A 25,046-nucleotide genomic window follows, 5' to 3' on the forward strand; every position below is an offset into this window, starting at 1 on the left:
TAAGACAATATTTGACCATTTAGGTCTAAAAATTGTCAACCTCCAATTTTATTGAGTGGCTTAACGCACTTTGGGTATGTGTAACTTAAACTTTAATCAGCTTATTTTTTATAGCAAACAGTACCAGCCCTGTACGCGATTTAAGGTCAAGTTTTTGAAAAAGTGTTTCCCTGTAATTATCAATAGTATGAGGGCTCAGATTCATAACACCCGCAATTTCTTTATAAGTAAGTTCAGAACAGCATAACTCCAGAAATTTCATTTCCCTGTCCGATAACTGATTTACCTTGCCGTGTGCCTCCAGCTGATCGTCCTGTACAGACCTGATCAGTTTACCGGATACAAGATTGTTTAAATAAAACCCATGGTTAACAACGGTTTGAATGGCCACTACCAGATCGGCTGTTTTTGACTCTTTAAGCAAATAACCACTTGCCCCGCTTTTGATCATTCCAATGATGGGAGCATCGTCCTCAAACATGCTTAAAGCCAGCACTTTTATCTGCGGGTGGTTTTTTTTTAGCCACTGCGTTGATTCGTACCCATTCATAACCGGCATAGTAATATCCATTAATATTACCTCCGGTAAGGTATCAGGAACCAGTTTATTTATCATTTCTTCGCCATTGGCTGCATCAAACACCACCTCAATTTCATTCAGTTCCGAAAGCAGGCTTGCTACTCCATTCCTGAACAGGGTATGATCATCAATTATGGCAATACGGATACTTTTATCCTGCTGCATACTTTATGGTTTTTTAGGTATTTTTATCAGTACCTCTGTTCCTTTTCCGGGCACCGAGTTAAACGTTGCTTTGCCGCCAAGCATAGCTGCCCTTCTTTGTATGGTATGTAAACCCATACCATTGGTCTCCTTCATTTTTTCATCAATTACAAAACCCAGCCCGTTGTCTTTTATCGTCAAGCCGGTTCCCTGATCAGATTGCTCAAGGTCAACACTTATGGTTGTAGCTTTTGCATGCTTTATTACATTGTTTATGATTTCCTGAAACAGCCTGAACAATATAATGTCGTTATCTGTTTGCTTCGGATCTACCTCATAGTTATCATTTTTAAAATGGATCTGGTATATCCCGGTTTTATTTAGCCATTCCAGTTCAAATCCAATAGCAGTTTTCAATCCTTTGCTTATAAGCTCTTTACCATACAATAAGCGCGTAAGCTGCCGCAGCTCCTTAATACACCGGCTTGTAAGTTGCTCGGCCCTTTCTACTTTCTCTAACGCCTTAGCTGTTTCATTGATATTTATAGACGTTAATGTAATAGTGGTGAGACTAAGCAATTGCCCAATATTATCGTGCAGTTCTGATGCTACATTTTGCAGCGTTTGCTCCTGGACTTCCATTTGGGTCTTAAGCAACTCATTTTCAAAACTTTGTCTTAGTTTTTCCTTTTCCTCGGCGTGGGCCCGCTTTTTACGATTATAGGAAATAACATATAATATTAAAAACAGCGGCGCTATCAGAAAAATGACTGAAGTTAATCCGACGAGGGAGTATATATCCGTTGAAGATATCTGCATATAAAAGCGTATGACCAAAAACTGTACAAAATGATATTTAATATGCTATAAACAATATACCTGATAGAGTTACCGAATAAGATATGTGTATCCTTAATGAGATAATTAAAAAATATATTACAGGCAGTGCTTCCAAAATAAAAAAACAATGCCCCGTTAACCCACCAAAACGGCGCGTAAGTGCTTAAGCGTATATATTTTTCGTCCATAAGCATGAGGTAATAAAAGTATAATGCAACGAACACAAACACTATTGACATTACTGATGCTGTATAAAATAAAAACTGCCCCATATGGTTTATAATGAGCTCAGTGATATACATTGTTATAAAAATAGCCAGCCAGGTAATTACATACGGAAGCAAGTTTTTATACGCCCTAAAAAGGTAATAATAGAAAAAAGTGACTGTGCCGTACTCAGCCAGTAGCGAAAGGTTATAAACCGGATAATTATGAAGGTGTAACCCAACCCGTATATAAATGCCAGCTACTTCTGTACTACAGGTTAATAGCATGTAAAAAATGAACAGCCTCCATGCCGGGCTTTTGTCTTTTGCTAAAAAAAACAAGCTGGCAATAAGGCATACAAATTCCGATATTGTGTTAACGGTGAAGTAGCTGGCCATATTTTAGTTATCCAGTAAAGTAGCACCTATATCTTTGCATTTTGCCGGTGGCGGGCACAATTCACCACGGTTTTCCGGAACAGCCATTACTATAAACCCATGTCCCCTTGGGTTAGAATTGATTGAATTAGTGTAATAATCTACATGGTTACCATTAATGTATTGCGTTGAAACCATAATCAATGTATTATAGCCCCAATATGCCCGCTCTGGTTGGTTGGGTTGTTTTTTACTGATGTATTCTTTATCGTATGTGGACAGATAAAATCTTATCCCATCGCCGTGTTCTTGTTCTATCTGGTCAGCAAGTGCTCTTAACCTTTGGGCGCTAAACCATATACAACGCGTATCGGGCAAAGTATCTGTTGCTAGTTTTTTTTCACCATCAGTCGTTATTTTTTTTACAACTCCGGCACGTGGGGCATAATTTTGAACATATTTTTTGGCTATTTTATAACTCAGCATATCAGAATCAGGTATGGCTGATTTCATTTCACTTTTTGGGGCCTCCCTTTGTGTACAGGCGCTCATAAACAAAATAGCGAGTGTAATGACACATAAGATGTTCTTCTTTTTTTTCATAAAGGTTAATAATTGGTTTTTCATAATAATTAATTGATTTAATACCAAATTGCTTATTTATTTTCTAAAAACCTATTAGGAAAATGCCTTTTTTTAACCCGGAAAAGACTGAATAAAAAAGCTGTTTTCACCCTATAAAATAAGAGTTGTTGCATTGAAATTTGTTTTCGTAAAAATTAATATTTAACCTTTAAGAAACAAAAGTATGAGCACACTCACTATTCCAACCGTACTTCGGTCGGCAGCAAAAGGCACAGCGAAAACAGCAGAATCGGGCGAACCATCATTGTATGTAAGCTATACCAGCAACTACAACTTTATATACAATGACCAGGGCTCGGGATCCGATGGGGATGTTGGTATCTGGAGACCATCTCCTACAGACAATAATTATTTTATTGTAGGCGATTACGCACAAGGCAATTACGGAGCACCTTCTGGTTCATCCCTTATTGTAACAGCAGTAAATGACGATCCGGATTATCCATTACTAAAAGCTCCTATACGTTATGACCAGGTGTGGAATGACAAAGGAAGCGGCGGCGATTATGATGGTTCTATCTGGCGCCCGGTAGCGCCCGATGGTTATGTAGTATTAGGCTGTGTCGCCGCACTCGGCTACGACGCGCCTGCCATACCTAACTACCGCTGCATCCGTAAAGACATGGTAACCGATGCCGCCGTTGGTTCACTCATCTGGAGCGACAAAGGATCAGGTGCAGATAATGACGTATCATTATGGCAGGTTCAGGGTGTTACAGGCGCATTTGTAGCCCAGGGAAATTATAATCCGTACACCGGGCCTTGCTTTAAACTGGCAACTATCTAAACCTTATACCTAAACCTACACTACGTGTTTAACCGGCAGCAACGCACATGTGTACTGCCGGTTTTTTATTTAATATAAACCTAAAAATCATCTATCATGGCTACCCTAAAACAATACAGTAGCGCTAATGCGGCTACTGACACTAATACTGTACCTGCGGTTGGTCTTAAATCCGCAAATTTTCAAGTAGATGGCAGCGGACAGGCCAGTTATACTATTCCTGTTGAAGTACCTCCCGGAATAGCGGGAATGCAGCCTAAACTGGAAATTACCTATAACCACAGGCAACCAAACGGGATTTTGGGTGTTGGCTGGAGCCTTACGGGCCTCTCGGCCATTAGCCGTTCCAAAGCAAATTATGCTATTGATAATTTTAACGGAGCGGTATCATACGATAGCTTTGACCGTTACGCGCTCGATGGGCAACGCCTCATTAATATTGATGGCGAATACGGCGAAGCGGGAACGCTTTATTATACTGAGCAGCAAAGCTGGCGTTATATTAAAGCCGGCGCCACAGCCAATGACGGATTTATCGTCACTACAAAAAATGGAGAAAAATGGTACTACGGCACCACCGACGACAGCCGTATCCTGGCTGCCGGAACTAGCGACATAAGGGTGTGGGCCCTGCATGCCATTACCGATAGGAATGGCAATTCCATCATTTATACGTACACACAATCGCCCAAACTTGCCAATAGCCAAAACGGCGCGGCAGATGAGGGCGCCTACTATATCGACAGTATAAGCTATACTTTAAGAGACGGCCTGGATGCTAACCGCTTTGTAAGTTTTGTTTACGAACAACGCCCGGATGTTATCAGCAGTTTTGTGGGTGGCTATCCGGTTCCGTTAAGCTATCGGTTAATAACCCTGTCAACCGCTTTAGCCAGCCATGTACAGGTAAAATCCTTTACATTTAATTACACCACAAGTGCAAGCACAGGGTTAAGCTGCATAACTACCATAACCGAATCGGGCAGCGATAGTGTTACCCAATTGCAGCCTACTGTTATTACCTGGCAGGAGCAGGATAGCCCGGGTTTTGATATTAATGACGCGTCGGTATTAGACCAGCACCTTAACGCCATCGGAATAGAAACCATGGATGTAAACGGCGATGGCTGTACTGATGTTGTACAACTATGGCTTGATCATGATGGCGCCATTAATGCCTCAACCTATCTGGCAACGCCGGCAAACGGTAGTACGCAATATATTCTCAGTAAAAACAGTTACCTCGGCGTTTTTCCTGCTAACAGGCAAATTTTCCCTGCCGATCTTACTGGCGATGGCCGGTCGGATTTGCTTATTGTTTATGCTTCGGGCCCAAATAGTAATCTTAAGTTAGCCGCCTTCCTTTCGGACGGCTCCGGTTTTGTGGCACAGGATATTTTTGATACCGGCGATACCTGGAGCTCAAAACACCTGAACTTTTTTCCCATGGATGTTAATGGCGATGGCCGTACAGATCTGGTAGAAACATACGCCCATTATGACCCTTCGAGCGGGGGCGACCTGTTATATTTCAGAAGCTATTTGTCTTTATTAGGCACTGGCTCCGGTCCGGCATTTACCAGCGGTATCGTTAGCGAAACCACAGACCCGGCCTACCCAACACATGAACTTGCCTTTTGGCCTTTGGATGTAAACGGCGATGGTATGGTTGACCTGGTACGCATCTGGCAAAACGGTTCTAATGATCATGTTATAGCTACATCGTATATCAGTGTAAGTAAGGCTATTGATGATGTATCGTTTTCCAAAACACAAAAGACCGATCTTGGCGTACTCAACTTCGCTAACCAGATCGCGTTTTTTCCGGTTGATGTCAATGGCGATGGCGTGGTAGATATGCTGCAGATCTGGAAAGAATCGGCAGGCGGCAAAACCACATTGCACTTCACCACATTTCTGTGCAACGCGGGCGGCGGTTTTATAACCGGGCCCGACTCCGCCTTTGAGGGACAAACCATTGATCCCGAAAACTATTTCTCGCTTAACATTACCGGCGGTGGGTTATCAAATATTATCAATAAATGGGTATCGGGCACCGATCTGTATTTTACCCTCTACACTGCGTCACCTTCTGGTACATACAGCTTAACCGGCGATATTCCTGCCGGACAGGCTGGCTCAGTCATCAATATGGCTAAATTTTACGGCGGCGATGTAAATGGCGATGGCAAGGCCGACTTTATCCGCATGTCGCTCGATCAAAATCAACAGATAAATATTGTGCCCTATGTAAGCACCGGTCTTTACCCCGATCTGGTAACCAATATTGTAAATCCGCTCGGCGGCGAAACGGCCATTGAGTACGCTCCGCTAACCAACAGTGATATTTATACATCTAATGCTGATACCAGTTTTCCACAGGGCCCGGGGCTGCGCTACCCTCATCCTATTACACCCGCGCAATTCCCGATGCAAGCCGTTATTGGGCAGTCCATATATGTGGTTAGCAGCTATACGCAAACCACCAATAGTGACATTAACCGGTTCACGTATCAAAACCAGTATAATATAACTTATACCGATGCCTCTATCAATTTACTTGGGCGCGGTTTTGAAGGTTTTAAAACTATAGGCACCCTAAACACTGCTAATAACTGCAATACTATTCAAACCTATAATCTTGATTACCCGCTAACCGGAACCATTGCCGAAACCCGAATTGAAGGCGATAATTTATTAATGGCCCTTACCACTACTACTTATGAATCGTTTGTGCGGGCCACGGGCGTTAACCCCAATCAGCAGGTGGTTGAAGTGTTAAAAACCGCTACCTTGAACGCTCAATATGATTACGGTGAGCAAAACCTGGATTATGCCATAAAGGAGACATTTGAATACGATGATTATGGTAACCTTATCAAAGACTCCTATCTGGGTAATGTAGATCCCAACACCGGGAAATCGCTAAGCAACTCAGATGTGGTTTATCATTATAAGCTTTTCGAAAATAATTTACTGGCCGATGGCTGGGTACTGGGGCTACCTTTGTATGCCAAAGATTCGGCAAATGACAAAGATCCGGATATAGTCCAATTTAATAGCGGCGACTTCCATCTCGAAAAATCAACTTATACCGATAATACCTATAACGAGGCCTCAAACAGTAAATGGGACAATATAAACAATTGTTATCTCACCACTACTTACGAGTATGACGAATATGGCAATCGCAAAAGCCAGGCCTTGCCGGGTGGTGCCACTACTACCTATGAGTATGAGCCCGATTATCATACCTATCCTATGCAAACCACGTTGCCTCCAAATGCCGATGGTGTATCACTGGTTACCTGTTATGGTTATGACCCCCGTTTTGGTGCCGAAATAGCGAAGAAGGATGTAAATGGTTTTATATCTGTAAACTCGTTGGATAGTTTTGGCCGTACGCAATACATACAGGGGCCGGTGCCGCAAATTAACAATGCCGCCACCGACCTCAACGAACTTACAACGCTGGTAACCGGGAATACCCAGATAAAACAGGCTTTTCTGGATGCCGAAGTGGTAACCTTGCAAACTATAACTTTTGAAAGCGACGGCTCGGGAGGTTTGTTTAAACGTCAAAATTCGCTGCAAAGCTTCCCTACAGATATCGGCCGCGTTTTTGTATGGTATAAAACCTATGTTGACGGCCTGGGCCGAGAAAGGCAAACCATTCAGCAAACGGGCCAATCCTCAGGCAATATAACGGTACTTACCGATTACGACTCTGGTAATAAACCTGTTCAAAAGAGCCTGCCGTTTTTATCAACGGAGTCTGTGTCGCCGCAAACTTCAAACTATATAATTTATACCTATGATGTTCTGGAGCGCATACTTTCGCAAACACAACCGGTTGGCGAAAATAATGACGAAACATCTGTTACTACCTGGGTTTACAGCAGGGGCGGATTAGTAACCCAAACAAGCGCCTCCGGTACCGATAGCAGCTACGTACAGGCTTTTGAGCACCACGCTTACGCCGGTAAAGATAAAGTGATCAAAAACACAGTTGCTGCCGACAATAATGCCGTTACCACTTATAATTATGATGCGGTGGCGCGGCTTTATAAAACCACTGATCCGGCAACAACATCCAATCCCGACGGAGTGAGCAATTATATTACCTATGATTCTATAGACCGCCAGCTTACGCTTGACAACCCTGATCAAAACACCACCGGCAATGCAGATATAAAGGCACTGAGCTATCAGTACGATGCCAGTACCGGTTTGCTCGGCAATCAAACAGACGCTGCACTTGCAACTACTGCTTATGAATACGACAAACTGGGCCGCGTGCTTAAAACAACATTGAGCGATAGCCGGGTAATTAACTATACCTACGATGATGCATCGGTAAACGGAAACGGGCGGCTCACCAAAGTAAGTTTATCGGCGACCGATAAAACTGTAGAGTCGCAGTACGAATTTACTTATGATGTTTATGGCAACACCAACCAGGTTACCTTAACCATACAAGGCCAAAATGACCCGTTTGTTACCGCTAAAGTATTTAACCCGCAAAAACAGGTAATAAGTACGGTTTATCCCGATTCGTCGGAACTTAGCCGCACCTTTGATTATGGTTACATGGTAAGCCAGTCGTTAGATGGTGCAAGGATTGATTATTCGCTTGATGATTACACCGCTTCGGGTAAAGCAGGGCAAATGATATTTGGCAAGGGAATACTGCCTGCCGATGGCATCATTACCAATTATACCTACAATGCGTCGGACCAATTGTATCAGGAAAGCTTAACCGGTAATGCTGGCGATCTTTTAAAATTCGGTTATCAATATGATGCTCTTGGACAGCTATTACAGGTAACTGATGACCTGACAAGCAATAACAACCAGGTATTTACCTATTTTAATAAAAGACTGGCATCAGCCATAATCCCAGGGTTTGATGATGGGGGGTATGGCTATGACCAATCCGGTAATATTGTGAGCAAGGATGGCTCCAATTATACCTACCAGGCCCATTTTGCCAAAAGCATCACCCAAAATGGCACGGAGATGTTTTCTGCAGTACCCGATGCCTGCGGTCGCACACAAACCCGCACCTCAAATGGCGTTACGCTTAACTTTAGTTATGATAGTTTAGGCTGTTTAAATAAAGTAGCCGACGACCAGCAGAACATGGTACTGGAAGTATCATCAGATTACAGTGGCAAGCGACTAAAAGAAACCCAGCCCGACGGTTCTGTTACCTTGTATATTGATGCCGCTTACCAGGTAAAGTTATCAGGCAGCGAAACAACAATTATCAAATATTTGCAGGATGGCCAGGGCAGTGTAGCATCAGTAAGTACAGTATCTGCCGACAAAACCATAAGTTATTTCCGCAGAAATAATAAGGGCAGTATAACCCATACTTTCGACAGCACAGGTGTCATAGCTACCATTATCCAGTACGACGGATATGGTTTATCGAAACTCATCAAAGGCCCGGACGATCCGCAGCCCAGATATGAGCAGCGGCAATGGAACGAAAAAACAAGCCTCTATTATTTCGGTACCCGTTATTACGATCCGGTTATTGGCCGCTTTTTAACTCCCGACAGTGGCTTAGGGGCCAAAGACCACTTAATGGCCGATGTGCAAAACAGGTATGCCTTTGAGCTTAACAACCCGGTCAATAATATTGATACTTCAGGCAATAATGCATCCTGGATAGCCGGCTTGATAATTGGCATAGCACTAATTGCGGTTGGTGTCGCGTTAATGGTTTTCACGGGTGGGGTATCAGCGCCGCTGATTGCACTGGGCGTGTCAGAAACTGTAGCAGGTATTGCTTCGGGGGCCATATTAGGTGCCGTTGTAGGTGCGGGTATTAATGCCAGCATATATTCGGCAACCCATAAAAATGATGATAAATTCTGGGGTGGCTATTTTGCCAGTGCGGCTATAGGAGCAGCCGTTGGCTTTGTTAGCGGAGGTGCCTTCTCAGGTATTGGCGCCGCTGTTGAAGCATCTTCATTTGGTATCCGTGCCGGGGCATACATAATCGGTGGCTCGCTGGTTACCTCGGGCAGCGACTCGTTGAACCAGTTTGTTAATAATGCTATAGATAAAAATATAGTAGGAAAAGACGGTGTTGGTTTAGGCGATGGAGTAGGCAGGGCAGCTATTACGGGTGCCATATTTGGCGCGGTGGCAGGGTTGACACAAGCTTCGGCCGAAGCCAAATTCCTGAAAACACGTTATGTAATGGATGGCGAAACCCTGAGCTCAGAACCAATAGAGTTAAGACCAGTAGCCGCTAATGATCCTTCGGCTTCGTTACTGCCCAAACCTTATACCACCATTAAGTATGTAGAAAATACCTTAAAAACGAGAGCAATAATGGTTACGATGAACACCGCATCGGCCATTACCGATGCCAGTTTGGAGGCAGCTGGTTTGTGATAATCCAGCAAAACCCGGTTAGATAATACCTAACCGGGTTTAAATTGTAGTTATAAATGATAAAATGCCTGAAGGAATTATTCCTTCAGGCGTTTTATTGTAGCGTCCAAGATGGGTAACCTACAGAGCAAAAATCTTAATCGTAAATGTCTCTACAAATAGGGAGCTCCTACGGAGCATGAAATTGGGGGAAGCGGTTATGATAAGAGACGCAAATATGCGCCCCTTATCAAACATCCCTTTTTGAGATATTGAATTAAACGGTTTTAACCTCTGCCAATGTATCCATAGCTGATTTGAGACCATCTTTTTCCTTGCCAAACAAATGACGTGACCAGTAATCTGTAAGGAAAATATTATTAGGATCGCGTTTTTCACGAAGCGCCATAAAATCATTCCATCGCGGATAGGATTTGCTGATGTAAGATGCCCAACCCGGGAAATCATATTCGGGCAGGAATTTGGCCCAGTGCAGGCGGAAGTCAATATTCTCATTCTTGAGCGCTTCCCAGAATTGGCTAAAAAATCCGTCTTTAGCGGCTGGGTTTCCTTCATTGGTGCTGAACCAGAAAAAATCTATCCGCAGTACATCCTGTTGGTAAGCTGGGCTCATCCAGTAATTACTTTGTTTACCTGCATAAAGCTCGGTTGAGTAGTAGCCGGTTGCTGCAAATTTTCCCTCCTTAAACATTTTGTCTAACAGTTTCATGGCCTTTTCCGTGTCCGACAGCGGGATCCATATTTCTGTAAACTCGGTCCCCATTAGTATATCATTCGCGCCGTTATCCATCGGCAGGCTGCTGTAAGTATAATCCATAAATAATTGCGCATTGCCTTTTTTTGTTAATGGCTGCAGGGTATTAATTACAAACGGGTACAACGCATGCAGCAATCCTTTAAATGTCATGAAGAAAAATACCAGTATAAACCCGATTACTTTGAGCACACCGGTAAGTAACCAGGCTATTACTCTGGCAAAAAAACCACCTCCCCATGACTGTTCGGTAAGTCTCCTGAACTCCGTAAAGGAAGGTTTAAGCTTTTGCCATACTACCCAGAATTTACTGTTCCCCAGCATGGTAAATAACATCGATGCTAACAATTGTTCAATATTACTGGCAAGGGAGTTTTTCTCAAACTCTTCATATGGGGCCGGATCAAACACCGGCATGGCCGTTCCGCGCGACGCTTCCCATATTACTACCCGCTCAACCTTTTCCTGCGGCCACCACAACACCCGGGTATAAGGCGTAGCCTTTAAAAAGTCCTCAAAGCTGGGTTTGCCCGGCGAACCACTGCCAAACAGGTCAATTGGACATGCAGCCGGTTGGGTAGGATAGGTGATCTGCTGGCCATAAATATTAAAAAGCGGGGCTAATTGCAGCTTAACCTTACTCACAATACCCAACAAACCCAATGAAAGCACTACCGCGCCAAAATCATCATCGCCTTTATTAAACCATTGCAAATCGCCATTACCGTCAATAACGGAGAGCCCCATTATATTTTCGTCAATGCTATACATTAGCGAGCCACCCGAAGAACCCGTCATCAGGAACCCACTTATGGTTTGATGGGATATGCCACCTAAATCGCTCAGGGTAAAGCCATTAATAAAAGCCTGATAAAGCAGACTATTCTCCAACGTAGAAGTCATAGTAGGATCTTCCGGATCATACCCCAGATGAATCCCGGCTTCCACTTCAATAATCCCGGCAGCTTTATCAACCCATACCAGTTTGGCATACTGGTCAAACATAACATTGAGGTTAGATCCCTTAGGCGGCGCCTGCTCAGATACCACATTGGGTAACTGCGGATCACCTTTGCCGGGGTCGGTATAAATGGCCCTTGCCAATGAATGTGCCGCGCCGCGGCACCTGATCTCTAATTTTTCGCCGGCAGCTTTTTGCACCAGAGCAATAATTTCATCTTCTGTGGTGGGATGGTAAAAACCATCAGCACCTAAGGGAGGTGTTTGTAACATATCGTGTTTTTTAGGTTATGAAAATTCAGGTTAAATAATGACTGAAAAAGCGTTAAAATGAAGCAAAACACATCAATAACAGTTGATTTTCGCAACTATTTTGACGATATAAAGCGCATTCCGGCTATAAAAAACCAAACCGGAAAGCGTATTATATCAGTTTACTTTTTCTTCTTTTTATTCAATAGATCATGAGCAACAATCAGGGGTTGTAACTTTGAATATATATGGCTCAAGGTATCGGGGAACAAAACAGGATTGGCCGGGCCATTGGAGTGACAGGTAAAACAGCTGTTCTTCGGACTTTGAAAATAGGTTTCCATAGTACTGTTTGCCAGGACACTGGTTCCTATAGATACCCCTGATGTGGTGTCTGAACCATAACTAATTCCGGTAGGTGCAGCACCGCCATCTGTCCAGGTTGCCCCAATAAGGATATAATTTTTGCGGATATCGTTACCCACTAATAATTGATGTATTGTGTTATTAATAGATATGATTTCGCTGTTAGATGCTGCCGAGCTCTTGTCCTGCTGATTGGTAACAGAATCCATTGCACTTCCCCATGGCAAAGCCTGGAGTGTATTACTTGGACTAATATTGTGGCCTATTTTAGCTTTAATAGTATCGCCATAAGCTTTCATGTGCGAAACATTATAAGGTGTATCGGCAGCATTGGCATTAAATAACCAGTTTGTACCCTCTTGCTGCGGTACAGTTACTATTTTTTTATTGATATCAACATATTGAAAAGACGCATTTGGCGTATTATTCTGATGTTCAAAAGTTGCCCATACCATTTCCGGATGGCCTGCCACGCTGCCGACAATATGTATGCCTACCAATGCCATTTTTGCTATTTTTTCACCTTTTGGTAACCATTGTTTTGAACTGGTAGTATCATATGTTGGAATAGAAGCATTCACGGTTACATAGTTCTCAGGGTCGGCAAGCGTGCTGGCTTCTACCCAAGAGGTTTTAAGTTCCATAGCCAGTGCATTAGAGTCGGGTAGGGTAATGTGGTTGGCCCGGGCAATGGCACAAATGCTGTCTCGTGCCGCTGCTGTGGTTGGGAACTGGCTGCCGCTTATCTGGCCATTTTTTGCACCGGTCAAATAATAAGCGTAAACATCATTTACAAAAGAAAGATAGTAAACCAAAGCGCCGTTTTTAGTCATTAATGCATCGTTGGTTGCCTGACCTTCTTCAGATTCAATAAAGTTACCGAACGAATCAAGAAATACAAATTTTTGGCCCACTGCAAAGCGGTGCACGATGTTTTGCGAATTGTTTTTATGCTGAATAATGGCCTTAGGATGCTGGATAGGTTTACCGGCTTTGTCCATAAAAACAATAGCTCCTTTGGCATCTGTTTGTACATGATCAACCTCCACTTCAGCCCCTGCATCGTTTTTTACCAGTGCTTTAATATTTGCCTTTATTGCCGGCGTTTCTATTTCAAATAACCTACCCGTTTTCTTGTCTTTAATAACAGGCAACTTATTAGGGCCATTTTTTTCCAGATGATTGGACATGCGTAGCAGTGTATTTTGCACATGGGGGATGAGTATGCGTTGATTAGCCGAATCGACCGGTGAAACACTGTAAAAAACCGGAGATTCCATTATCGTACCGGTCTGCCCATACACTCCGGAAGCGGGTGAAGTAACCCAAGAAAACATTCTTTCGGCCCACTGGTAAAAATCACAATTATCCTGATGCGGAAAGCCAACACTGTTGGCAGGGGTTACCAAGCCATTTTCGGTAGCGTTTTTTCCGGCAAACCAGCTATTAAAGGTATCTGGCCTAAGCGTACATGATGGGTACGCATCTGTGGGAAGTCCTCCCTGATTTGTAGTTGTATTTGAATGTGGCGTACTGCATCTCCATAATGTAAATGAAAACACAACTACTGTGGCAATTACTTTAAACTTATTTTTCATGGTTTAGGTTTTAGTGATGAAATATATTTGTTTGAATAGTATGCTTTGTTATTTCTGAAACAGTTTAAGTTTAAGGCCCAATTCAACAGCCCCGGCGGTATAGCTGTTAATACGCCCGGTTTCCAGGTTATAAGTAAAGTTTACAGCAAATGCTTTTTGGTCAAAAACGAAACCAAGACCTGCGCTTTGGTTACTATGATAAATAGCCTGGAGTGATATATAATAATTGGTCATGGTGAAATTAAGGCCGGCATCAAAAATATCGGTTGCTCCCTTTACCTTTCTATAAGCTACCAACGGTTCAAATATCATGTTACTGAAATCATCATTCGATTTTATCTTGTAGCTCACCGCACTCATGAACAATACCCTGTCCACATCTATCCGTTCAATAGAGTTTTTAAAAAAAGCGGCCTTTAAATTGGGGACAACAGCTTCAACAAATAGTTCATTGCTGGTGTAGGCAATACCAAAATCGCCATCAACATAAGGCTTTGCTTGATTATACCTGGCAATCTGCTCATCAGTTTCGTCGCCTATAATTTTATCACGATCAAGTCTTGAATCATCAATACCCAGCGACAAACCAAAGTTCAGCTTCTGGTTATTATCGCTCAGGGGCAAGTGATAGGCATAGGTACCCATAGCCCGGGTTTGCCTTATTAAGCCAGCCTGATCGTCATTTACATTAAGCCCCAAACCTACTTTATCCGTCGCCTGGTAATCGGCAGTTAATATCTGCGATTTAGGTGCGCCCGGAAAAGAACTCCATTGCTGGCGGTAGCCTATGTTGAGGTTAAGGCCCGGGTTAAGACCAGCCATAGCCGGATTAAGCAAGTAGCGGTTTTGAAAATAAATAGATTGAAACGGATTTAACTGGGCTTTACAGCATAGCGTACCGCATATAAGCAGCAACAGCACCAGTAAAGGCTTTTTTAATATCATATTTTTATTCCGTTTAAAGTTTTTCATGTTATTAATAATTTCTTTTTATCGGCATTCGCCTTTTGTTGATTTATGCCGGTTATCTGTTCCTTACAATGGTTATATATCCTTTGAATTTGCGTTGCTGTGGCCCCAGGTCAATCAGGTAATAATAAGTTCCCTCGGTAAGCGGCGATCCACCATACATTCCATTCCAATCATTGGTATAGCCATGTTTAGTGTAAACCGTGCGGCCCCCTCTGTCGTAAACAGTAACTATGTTATTGGGGTAAAGCTGAATATCCTGTATTACCCATACATCATTTTTCCCGTCGCCATTTGGTGTAAGGATGTTTGTAACCACTAAATCTTTCTGATCAGCCCCTCTATACACCAATAAGGTATAGGTGTTGGTAGTAGTGTGGTCCTGTGCAGTTACTACAATGGTAATAGTATTATTACCTGTATTAAGCGGGATGCTGTAAGATTCATGATTATTTGAGGTTGATGTACCATTAACCCGGGCAGTTGCTGTGGCATCAAAAGTTAAGGTAAGCCTGATATGGTCAACATCATTATCAACCTGTGTGGTGTAAGCCAGATTACCTGATGTAAATGCCGGTGATAAAGTACCCGAGCTTAGTACCAGGTTAATTAAATTTGCATCACTCAGCGGATTAACCATCAGTTTACCGGGAACATAGTTGAATGTATAATTGGATGATACCGTGCCACTTGCCGTTATCGGATAAGTTCCCGGCGTTGAGGTAGTATTGGCCGGGGTTGTTAGTACTGGCAGCGTCGTTAAACTCTCCTTATCATCACCGTTCACAAAACCACTGTAGGCAGCAGTAAGTGCCGGGTTAGGCGCACCATATAGCCTGCTCTTATTTTCGGCAGTAATGGTTAACGTTGCTTTGTTAATGATTAAAGTTCCGGGAACATATACAATTTTATAATTCGCAATAACAGCACCGCTGGCCGTAATTGGATAGGTACCTGCCCCCGATGCAGCAGTAGCCGTTGTAGATACTGATGGTTTGGTTGCGAAGCTGGAGTTGTTATCACCATTAATAAACCCGTTATAGCTTAAACTCAATGCCGGATTAGCCGAACCATAAATCTTACTTTGATTATTAGCCGTAATGGTTAAAGTCACCTGGTTTACAATAATATTGCCGGCTACATAAGTTATCTTATAATTGCCCGATGTAAACGAACCACCGGTTGCAGCGCTCGCCACTACCGAACCTGTGTAAGTGTTAACCGCCGCGTTGGCTGCGGCCCCGGTTCCATAAGTTATGGTTACACTGCCAATGGTTTCGGAATTTACAAGTCCTGTTGAGGTAAATGCTGTTAACCCAGTACCACCAGTTAGTATTTGCCCATAAAGTTTGGTTTTATTGTTAGCCGTGATAGTTAATGCAACTGGCGTTACAGTCAAGATACCTGGTTTATATGCAATGGTATAATTTGATGAAACTGCTCCGCTGGCTGTAACGGGATAAGTATTAACCGGCGAATTGGCAACAGCTGTTGTTGCTATCGTTGGCTCAGTAGTCAAACTGGATGCATTATCTGTACCAACAAAGCCATTGTAGCTTACACTCAATGCCGGATTAACCGAGCCATAGGTTTTAGTAGCATTATTAGCTGTGATGGTCAGCGCGGCAGGAGTGACCGTTAAAATACCTGGTTTGTAAACAATGGCATAGTTAGCCGATACTGCACCGCTTGTGGTAACAGGATAAGTATTAACCGGCGAACCGGTTACCGCTGTTGTGCTAACCGTTGGCGCGGTAGTTAAGCTCGATTCGTCATCCGTACCGGTAAAACCACTATAACTTACAGTAAGCGCCGGGTTAACCGAACCATAAGTTTTGGTGGCGTTATTGGCGGTAATGGTCAGTGCTTTCTGAATAATGGTGAGGTCTGCGCCGTTATAGGTGAGCGTGTAATTACTGCTTAATGCCAGGCTGCCTTGTTTAATGGCGTAAGTACCTGCATTCTCGCCCGCATCCCTGCTCAATGCTCCGCTGAAAGTATCTGCAAATGCTAACGTGCCGTTGGTGACACGATACGTTAATGCAGGATCGGCAGCGCCATAAGGTTTAGTTTGCGGATCGGCAGTTACTGTAATGGCCTTTTTAGCGATTGTTAGATTTGCGCCTTTGTAAGTCAGTATATAGTTAGCGCTTAATGCTAAACTACCTTGCTTAATAGCGTAGGTGCCTGCGTTTTCGCCGGCGTCCCTGCCGAGCGTTCCGGTAAAGGCGTCTGTACCCACTAATGCACCACCGGTAACACTGTATGTTAACGCCGGATCGATATCGCCATAGGTTTTGGTTTTTGTGTTTGCGGTAACAGTCACCGCTACTTTACCAACTATTATATCACCCGCAACATAGCTGATGTGATAATTACCCGGAGCAAAGGTGCCGCCGGTTGCCGCGCTAACTGTTACAGAGCCTGTATAAGCATCGGCAACTGCGCCTGCGGCAGATCCTGCACCATAAGCAATGGTTACGGTGCCAATGGTTTCGGAATTTATAAGTCCAGCTGATGTAAATGCTGTTGAACCAGCGCCTCCGGTTAATGCTTCACCGTAAAGTTTATTTTTATTATTGGCCGTAATGGTCAGTGTTGCCGGGTTTATTGTTAAAATACCTGGTTTATAAACTATGGTATAATTAGCCGATACCGCACCACTGGCAGTAACAGGATAAGTATTCACAGCCGAGTTAGTTACTGCCGTAGTACTTACCGTCGGAGCGGTGGTCAGGCTTGATGCGTCATCGCCGACTGTAAACCCGCTGTAGCTTACACTTAAAGCCGGGTTAGCAGCACCATAAGTTTTTGTGGCGTTATTAGCGGTAATAGTTAAAACCTTTTTACCAACTATAATATCGCCGGCAACATAGCTAATGGTATAGTTACCCGGTGCAAACGTGCCACCAGTAGCCGCGCTGGCCACTACAGATCCGATGTAGGTATTAACCGTTGCGCCTGCCGCCGCACCTGTACCATAAGTAATGGTTACACTGCCTACGGTTTCGGAGTTTACAAGCCCGGCTGAAGTAAAATCAGTTGAACCAGCACCGCCGGTTAACGCCTGGCCGTAAGACTTCGTTTTATCATTGGCAATAATAGTTAATGTAGCCCGTGTTACTGTTAAAGTACCTTGTTTATAAGTTATAGTATAGTTTGATGATACTGCTTCGCTTGCTGTAATTGGATATGTATTTACCGGCGAATTGGTAACGGCTGTCGTGTTTACTGTTGGTGCTGTGGTTAAGCTTGATGCATCATCCGTTCCAACAAAGCCACTATAACTTACATTTAGTGCAGGAACTGTCGCTCCATATATTTTGGTAGCATTATTAGCGGTGATGGTCAATGCCGCTTTTGTTACGGTCAATGCACCTGGCTTATATACAAAGGTGTAATTGGCAGATGCTGCCCCACTGGCCGTGATCGGATATGTATTTACCGGCGAGTTGGTAACGGCAGTGGTTGTTATGGTTGGAGCGGTGGTAAGGCTTGTTGCATTATCCGTTCCAACAAAGCCACTATAACTTACACTTAGTGCAGGAACAGGCGCCCCGTATATTTTGGTAGCATTGTTGGCCGTAATGGTCAATGTTGCAGGAGTAACTGTTAGCGTACCAGGCTTATACACAATGGTATAATTAGCAGATACCGCCCCACTGGCTGTTATAGCGTATGTATTCACCGGCGAGTTTGGAACTGCTGTTGTGCTGATGGTGGGTTGTGTAGTTAAGCTGGATGGATCATCGGTACCTACAAAACCGCTGTACGTAACACTCAGGGCAGGAACTCCTGCTCCATATATTTTAGTAACATTATTTGCCGTTATAGTTAAAATAGTCTGGCCAACGGTAAGGGTACCGACTTGATAGGTAATAGTATAATTATTCGCGTTAAAGGTACCGCCTGTGGCCGCACTCGGTATTATATGGTATGTGCCCACCGGGGCCAGGGCTGTCCCACCAACTCCATAATTAATGGTTACACTGCCTATCGTTTCTGTACCCACGAGGCCGGTTGAGGTAAAGTCAGTAGAACCCGAGCCACTGGTAAGGGTTGTACCAAAGGCCTTGCCTTTATTGCTGGCGATAACGGTGAGTGCTGCTTTGTTCACCACGATGTTTCCGGCTACATAATTAATGGTATAGTTGGCCGGTGTAAATGTGCCGCCGCCTGCTGCACTGGCGGTTACCGAACCGGTGTAGGTATTAACAGCGGCATTGGCAGCAGCGCCTGTTCCGTAAGCAATCAGCATATTACCCACGGTTTCTGTGCCTACCAATCCTGTAGCTGTAAATTCAGTAGTTGTGGCACCATCGGTAAGGGCTTGTCCGTAAGTTTTGGTAATATTTTTGGCCGTAACTGTCAATGCTTTACGATTAACCGTGCTGGCAACCGTTGCCACTTTTACATCGCTTACCCCGGTGCTGCTCAGTACTATATCGCCGGAGTAAGTGCCTGCTCCAGAGCCAGCGGCCAGCCTGATATAAACCGGTGTTGAAGCAATGTTTCCGGCTGCACCAATGGTAACCGTAGGGGTAAATGTGGTGTTGTTGGCACTCACCTCAAAACCAGCCGGAGCCGTAACCAATATACCGGCGCTAAGCCTTAAACCCGATACGTTAAATGTACCCGATGATGACGCCGTTCCGTAAGTTGTAGCTAAGGTCGATAATGTGCCGGTAGTACTGATTGTCGAAGGGGCATAAGTTATGGTTTTGAAGGCCGTGGTGCTGTTATGCAATCCATCGCTTACCATAAGGGTTATTGTACGGTCGCCCGTATTTGCAGATGTACTTTGATAAGTTATTGACCTAAGCGCATTTTGCCATTGTGCGAGAGTTGCCGATGATCCTACTGAATTGAGGATAAATGTGCCGGGTGCCCCTGGAGAAGCGGTTATATTGCCCACATCACCGGTAGGTGCAAAGGCCAGTTGATCTCCACCTTGAAAACCTGTCTGTATAGTTAAAAAGGCGCTAAACAATGTAGTGTTATCAACATCCGCTACCGTTATCCCCGGGTCAACAATTACAGGTACCGCACCATACACAGTGGTTCCGGCGCTTGCTGTTACCACCGGCGGTTGATTAACTGCCGCTATATTAAAAGTGGCAGTTGCCGTATCGCACAAAGAAGGTGTACCATTATCACACACCTGGTATCTCAATGAATCGGATCCTGCGTAATCATTATTTGGTGTGTAGGTAACGCTACCATCCGCATTTAATACCACGGTACCATTTACCGGTGCTGTTACCAGCGACGCAGTTAAAGCATTACCATCCGGGTCGGTATCATTAGCAAGCACATTGCCGGTTGATGGAATATTTTGATTTGTGTTGTAAATATCATTATTAGCTACTGGGCTGGAGTTGGCATGGGTAAGCGATACCGTGACTATATTACCATCGCCTTTACTATCGTTTGCTTTATAGGTAAAATTATCACTAGCCGGACCTGTTGAGGCATAAGTAAAACTGCCGTTGGGATTTAAAGTCAGGGTACCATTGACAGGGCCGTTTACCAATATGGCAGTTATCGGGTCACCATCAGCATCGGTATCATTACTTAGTACACCCGGCGCTGCAATGGTTAAGGTCTGATTGGTTTTAATGTTATAATTATCGGCAACAGCTACAGGTAATTGATTTACCGCCGACACGTTGAAAACCAGCGTTGCCGTATCACACAAAGAAGGTGTACCATTATCACACACCTGGTATAAAAGTGAATCGGAACCTGCGTAATTATTGTTTGGTGTGTAGGTAAAGCTACCATCAGCGTTTAATACCACGGTACCATTTACCGGTGCTGTTACCAGCGATGCAGTTAAAGCATTGCCATCCGGATCAGTATCATTAGTAAGCACATTTCCAGTTGAAGGAATATTTTGATTTGTGTTGGAGAGATCATTATTCGCTATAGGATTTGAGTTGACATGGCTAAGCGATACCGTAATCGTATTGCCATCACCCTTGCCGTCGTTAACCTTATAGGTAAACTGATCATTAGTTGCACCGGTTGAGGTGTAGGTAAAACTGCCGTTTAGATTTAAAATCAGGGTACCATTGGCAGGGCCGAATACCAATATGGCTGTCAGTGGGTCACCGTCGGCATCAGTATCATTACCCAATATTCCCGGTGCAGCAACAGTTAAAGCCTGGCCTGTTTTAAAGCTATAATTATCGGCCACGGCTACCGGTAGATTATTTGCTGCAAGTGTGGTAAAAGTTTGATCGGCGCCGTAAGATGTACCTATTGAGTTGGTTGCGTAGGCCCTATAATGATAAGTAGTGCTACCCGCCAAACCCGAAGCGCTTACAGATATAGCTCCGGTACCGGTACCATTGGTTAGTTTAGTATTAACTGTGGTAGGGTTGGCTGTAGTAGCGTAAACTATACCTTTTTCGGTTACGGCGGCGCCACCGTCGGCGGTTACCGTACCGGTTAAGGTAGCGGAGCTGGCGGTAACCGATGTCGAATTGTCGGTGGTTACGCTTGGCACCGTTGCACCGGTACTAATGACCACATCATCAATACCAACACCAAAAGCGGCAGCTTTATCAGAGGTAAATCTCACCTCATCTATATTAACAAAGGCCCCCAGCTGTGATTCGGGGATGTTCACTAACCCGAACGCATTGAATGCCGCTGTTGATGTTGAACCTAACTCACGCCCTCCTTTATAAGCATGCAGCGTAATTACCTGATCGCCACCGGCTAAAGCACCTACAGCAGTTGGTGTAACCGATATACTCCGTAAAGTAAACTGAGAGCCCGATGCTGTTAATATACGCGCAAAGTTAAACGTTGCATCCGTACCGACCTTTTGCATACGGATATAAGGATTCCCGCCTACATTTGAGGTAAGAATCCGCTGTTCGCCGGTTCCCTGGCACTGTACTACCCAACCATTGGCAACACTGCAGTTAGCACTGGTCAGGTTAAGATTGGCGATCACATTGTTATCGGCCAGTATGACGCCCGAGGTTGGGAAACACGACCAGTCAAAGGTTTGGGCCGAAGCCCGAAAACCGAACATGACTATTAAAAGGCTTATACAAAAAACAAGTAGAAGTTTTTTCATTATAATAAGGTTTAGGTTAGGCAGATGCCTTTATAGTATGTATAAAATTTATTCTGTTTCCATCTTTGCCAGGTTTAGATATTCAGCATAGCTTATAAAGCGCTGCCCTGTATTAAATCCGTATTTACTGGCAAACCTGGCCGGTACATAACAATTTTTGATGTTGAAAAAATTGATATTCAATAACTTATTACTTCTGCATGCCACAGTGAAACCAAAATTCGCGTTGAGAATAATGGTTCCGGGGGCATAGTACATCTTATTGGAGATGGTAACAGCTGCATCTAAAATTTTAAGCTCTGATCCATTGATCAGCGTGGGGGCTCCCATATTCCATGAGCTACAAGCTTTGATCACATCAATAATTTCTTCAGCTTCCATGGTGCCCCAATTGATCATGATATCTTTAAGCTGGGGGCGCTCGTAATAGGCCGCCTTACTTTCATCCTGTTCAATTTCAGGTAACATTTTACCTGCGGTTATGCTATCTAATATGTTAAATACCCCTTTTATGTATAGTTCACCAAATAACTGATGAACATAATCATAACTAAAGTGCGGTTCATTCAAGACTTTATGTCGCCATACTACCGCACCGCTGTCTAACTTATCAACCAAACGATGGATAACTAATCCAATTTCTTTAAGCCCGTTTCTAAGTTGCCAAAAAACAGGCGCGGGTCCTCTGAATTGTGGCAGTAAGCCAAAGTGAACATTGTAAATACCCCATTTTACATCGGTAAGACGTGCCGTTTTTACAACATGGCTGTAGCCGACAAAAAAAATAATGTCAGGCTGATTTAATTGCTGCCAATTATACAGATCATCCTTTTCACTTTCAAAGGTGAGTTCAATACCTGCGGCATTACAAAAATTTACCGTTTCGGAAGGGTTTTGATTAGGATCGGCAGTTTTGCCCACATATAACATTGCCCCTGCTTTATTTTTATAGTTATATAAATTTGAAAGCAGGGGGATGTATAGCATTGCTGAATTGGATACGATACCTATTTTCATCAGCTCCGGATCAATGTAAAACGGTTTTATAGTGATTCTTATTTAAATCAATTAGTTTCTTGATGGATAAATGCCTTCTAAAGCGATAATAAAGGTAATCGCCAAATAAGGCTGCATGTTATTGTGCGGCTGGCTGTTTCCCGCTGTAGAAATCATGGCAGGAGCCATCGTAGTGTTAATAGAAGCGGGGGCGATGAAATTTAATGGAGCGCCTCCAACGTCCGGATCTGAGGATAAGGCCAGTACATTTCCCTCTGGCGAAGCCTGTGTACCGGTTGCAGCACTTGCCGAAACCGTATGCGTATGCTGCGGCATCTGAGTATTGATCAATGTTACATTTTCTGATCCGCTTGCTTCACCAATTACCCTGTTAGTTAAACCCGGGCTCTGGCCCCAGTGTATTGGTGCCCGACCCTGCAAATTAGGCAGTGCGAAGGTTGTTATGCCATCACCTCCATAAGTAGTGCCGAGAAGTGAAAATAATGCTGAGTTTTGAGCTATTGACAGCAATTGACCATTACACAATGCCCAGCCACGTGGGGCAAAGTTGCCGGCAAACATTAAAACAGTTCCAAGATAAGTTTCCATAATTTAAGGGTTGTTTAGGTATTAATTAATATTTATAAATGGTTTTGTGTATCAATATAAACAACTCCAGGATAGCACTTGCGCATGCTACGGTATTGTTTAATAATAGTATACCGAAATCAGTATATTAACTAAAACAACATATCAAAATGCATTATAAATCATACATTTAAACATATCGATTGTTAAAATGATTATTCACAATATCATGTCAAACTATATAGTCAAGCCTTTATAAATGTGATTATCAGGGGTAAAATCACCTAAAATTAGTAGCAAAACGTTTAATGGGCGTTTATTTTGGTTTTGAGATTTAAGTTTATAAAGGTAAATGTAACTACTTTTAATATATTATTATAATTTTTTTATTTAGTTTTAGTTAAAAATAAAATATTGATTAAAATTAAATCTACTTAATTATTTTACTATTAAGTATTTAATGATTGCCTTCATAAATCTTTAGTAAAATAAAATGAATAAAATAAATACTATAATTAACCAATAGTTTATTTATAATCTACATGATATAGCTTATTATCACCAAATGTCTATCAAAAATATAATGTCATACAGGGTGAAAACAGCTTTTTTGAAGGTTATTTTAAGGTAAAAACAGCTTCAAATCACGTTTTTATGCGTTAATAAGTATCCATTTTCGTAAATTTTAACACTTTTTTGTAAAAAATGACGCGTATTATTTGGTTAAGACCAAATGCCTCATTCTTGATAAATCCTAAACCATTATCTATGATCCGTTATGCAAAACTCCCCTTCCTTTTTAATTCCGAGGCTGTACAAAAAGAGCTTCAATCCATACGGGAAGGGTGGCAGAAGCATTTTAATACATTTTATTATGAAGGGACATGGACAGTGCTGGCATTAAGATCTCCGGGAGGTGATACCAGAAACATCATACCCGATCAGATAACGGATGCAGATTATATAGACACCCCAATGATGCCTTGCTTCCCAACCGTTAAAACCTTATTATCACAGATCAGAAGTCCGATAATGGCCGTGCGTTTTTTAAATCTGCAAGCAGGGGCTGAGATAAAACCTCACCGGGATAGAGAGCTGGCTTTTGAAATGGGCGAAGCGCGTTTGCATTTCCCCATTATTACTAATCCTTTGGTATCATTTACTATCGACAATAAGCTCATCCCCCTGCAAGCCGGTGATTGCTGGTATATAAATGCCAATTTAATGCACAACGTGGCAAACAGGGGTACCACTGACCGGATCCACCTGGTTGTTGACTGTAAGGTTAACGACTGGCTTAAGCATACTATGAGCTTGGCGACGGAAATCTCCTGTAAAGAGGATGCCAATAATGCCGATCTCAGCAATATCATACGGGAACTCAGGGGGCTTAATACGTATACTTCAAACAAACTTGCCGACGAACTGGCACAAAAGTTAAAAGACTTAATGAGTATCGGCACATCCAATAACTAAAAA

Annotated in this window: 12 protein-coding genes; 3 read left to right on the forward strand and 9 right to left on the reverse strand. The window is 43.2% G+C overall.

From position 1 onward, the window contains the following. Positions 1 to 85: 85 nt before the first annotated feature. From SNE25_RS15870 to SNE25_RS15880, 3 genes are all read right to left on the reverse strand, one after another. On the reverse strand, positions 86 to 745 hold the full coding sequence (locus tag SNE25_RS15870) for a response regulator transcription factor (RefSeq protein WP_321566085.1): 660 nt from the start codon (positions 743 to 745) through the stop codon (positions 86 to 88). A 3-nt stretch (positions 746 to 748) separates the two neighbouring features. Beyond that, positions 749 to 1,543: a sensor histidine kinase gene (locus SNE25_RS15875; RefSeq protein WP_321566086.1), complete on the reverse strand. Its 795-nt coding sequence runs from the start codon at positions 1,541 to 1,543 to the stop codon at positions 749 to 751. Between the two features lie 629 nt (positions 1,544 to 2,172). Further along, positions 2,173 to 2,775: a hypothetical protein gene (locus tag SNE25_RS15880; protein WP_321566087.1), complete on the reverse strand. Its 603-nt coding sequence runs from the start codon at positions 2,773 to 2,775 to the stop codon at positions 2,173 to 2,175. 181 nt (positions 2,776 to 2,956) lie between these two features. On the opposite strand from SNE25_RS15880, the gene SNE25_RS15885 reads away from it, so the two are divergent. Both SNE25_RS15885 and SNE25_RS15890 read left to right on the forward strand, forming a co-directional pair. Continuing rightward, on the forward strand, positions 2,957 to 3,580 hold the full coding sequence (locus SNE25_RS15885) for a Vps62-related protein (protein WP_321566088.1): 624 nt from the start codon (positions 2,957 to 2,959) through the stop codon (positions 3,578 to 3,580). 96 nt (positions 3,581 to 3,676) lie between these two features. Then, complete coding sequence (locus SNE25_RS15890) at positions 3,677 to 9,991, forward strand: RHS repeat-associated core domain-containing protein (RefSeq protein ID WP_321566089.1); 6,315 nt, start codon at positions 3,677 to 3,679, stop codon at positions 9,989 to 9,991. Positions 9,992 to 10,247: 256 nt separating this feature from the next. Here SNE25_RS15890 and SNE25_RS15895 read toward each other — a convergent pair whose 3' ends face one another. The 6 genes from SNE25_RS15895 to SNE25_RS15920 all read right to left on the reverse strand — a co-directional run bounded on the left by SNE25_RS15895 (position 10,248) and on the right by SNE25_RS15920 (position 23,588). Then, on the reverse strand, positions 10,248 to 11,978 hold the full coding sequence (locus SNE25_RS15895) for a D-arabinono-1,4-lactone oxidase (RefSeq protein WP_321566090.1): 1,731 nt from the start codon (positions 11,976 to 11,978) through the stop codon (positions 10,248 to 10,250). A gap of 161 nt (positions 11,979 to 12,139) precedes the next feature. Further along, positions 12,140 to 13,921 carry a hypothetical protein gene (locus SNE25_RS15900; RefSeq protein ID WP_321566091.1) on the reverse strand — a complete coding sequence of 594 codons (1,782 nt, stop codon included), beginning with the start codon at positions 13,919 to 13,921 and terminating at the stop codon, positions 12,140 to 12,142. Between the two features lie 48 nt (positions 13,922 to 13,969). Continuing rightward, on the reverse strand, positions 13,970 to 14,893 hold the full coding sequence (locus SNE25_RS15905; RefSeq protein WP_321566092.1) for a PorP/SprF family type IX secretion system membrane protein: 924 nt from the start codon (positions 14,891 to 14,893) through the stop codon (positions 13,970 to 13,972). Between the two features lie 52 nt (positions 14,894 to 14,945). Further along, positions 14,946 to 21,983, reverse strand: a complete 7,038-nt coding sequence (locus SNE25_RS15910) for an MBG domain-containing protein (protein WP_321566093.1) — start codon at positions 21,981 to 21,983, stop codon at positions 14,946 to 14,948. A gap of 48 nt (positions 21,984 to 22,031) precedes the next feature. Then, the gene (locus SNE25_RS15915; protein WP_321566094.1) at positions 22,032 to 23,000 is read right to left on the reverse strand and encodes a methionyl-tRNA formyltransferase; all 969 of its coding nucleotides are present in this window, start codon (positions 22,998 to 23,000) and stop codon (positions 22,032 to 22,034) included. A 51-nt stretch (positions 23,001 to 23,051) separates the two neighbouring features. Beyond that, positions 23,052 to 23,588, reverse strand: coding sequence for a phage tail protein (locus SNE25_RS15920; protein WP_321566095.1), 537 nt, complete (start codon positions 23,586 to 23,588; stop codon positions 23,052 to 23,054). 747 nt (positions 23,589 to 24,335) lie between these two features. Here SNE25_RS15920 and SNE25_RS15925 point away from each other — a divergent pair. Then, a complete protein-coding gene (locus tag SNE25_RS15925; protein WP_321566096.1) occupies positions 24,336 to 25,043 on the forward strand; it encodes an aspartyl/asparaginyl beta-hydroxylase domain-containing protein in 708 nt (235 codons plus the stop codon). The last annotated feature ends 3 nt before the right edge of the window (positions 25,044 to 25,046 follow it).

The organism is Mucilaginibacter sabulilitoris, from assembly GCF_034262375.1.
In the GTDB taxonomy this organism is placed as follows: domain Bacteria; phylum Bacteroidota; class Bacteroidia; order Sphingobacteriales; family Sphingobacteriaceae; genus Mucilaginibacter; species Mucilaginibacter sabulilitoris.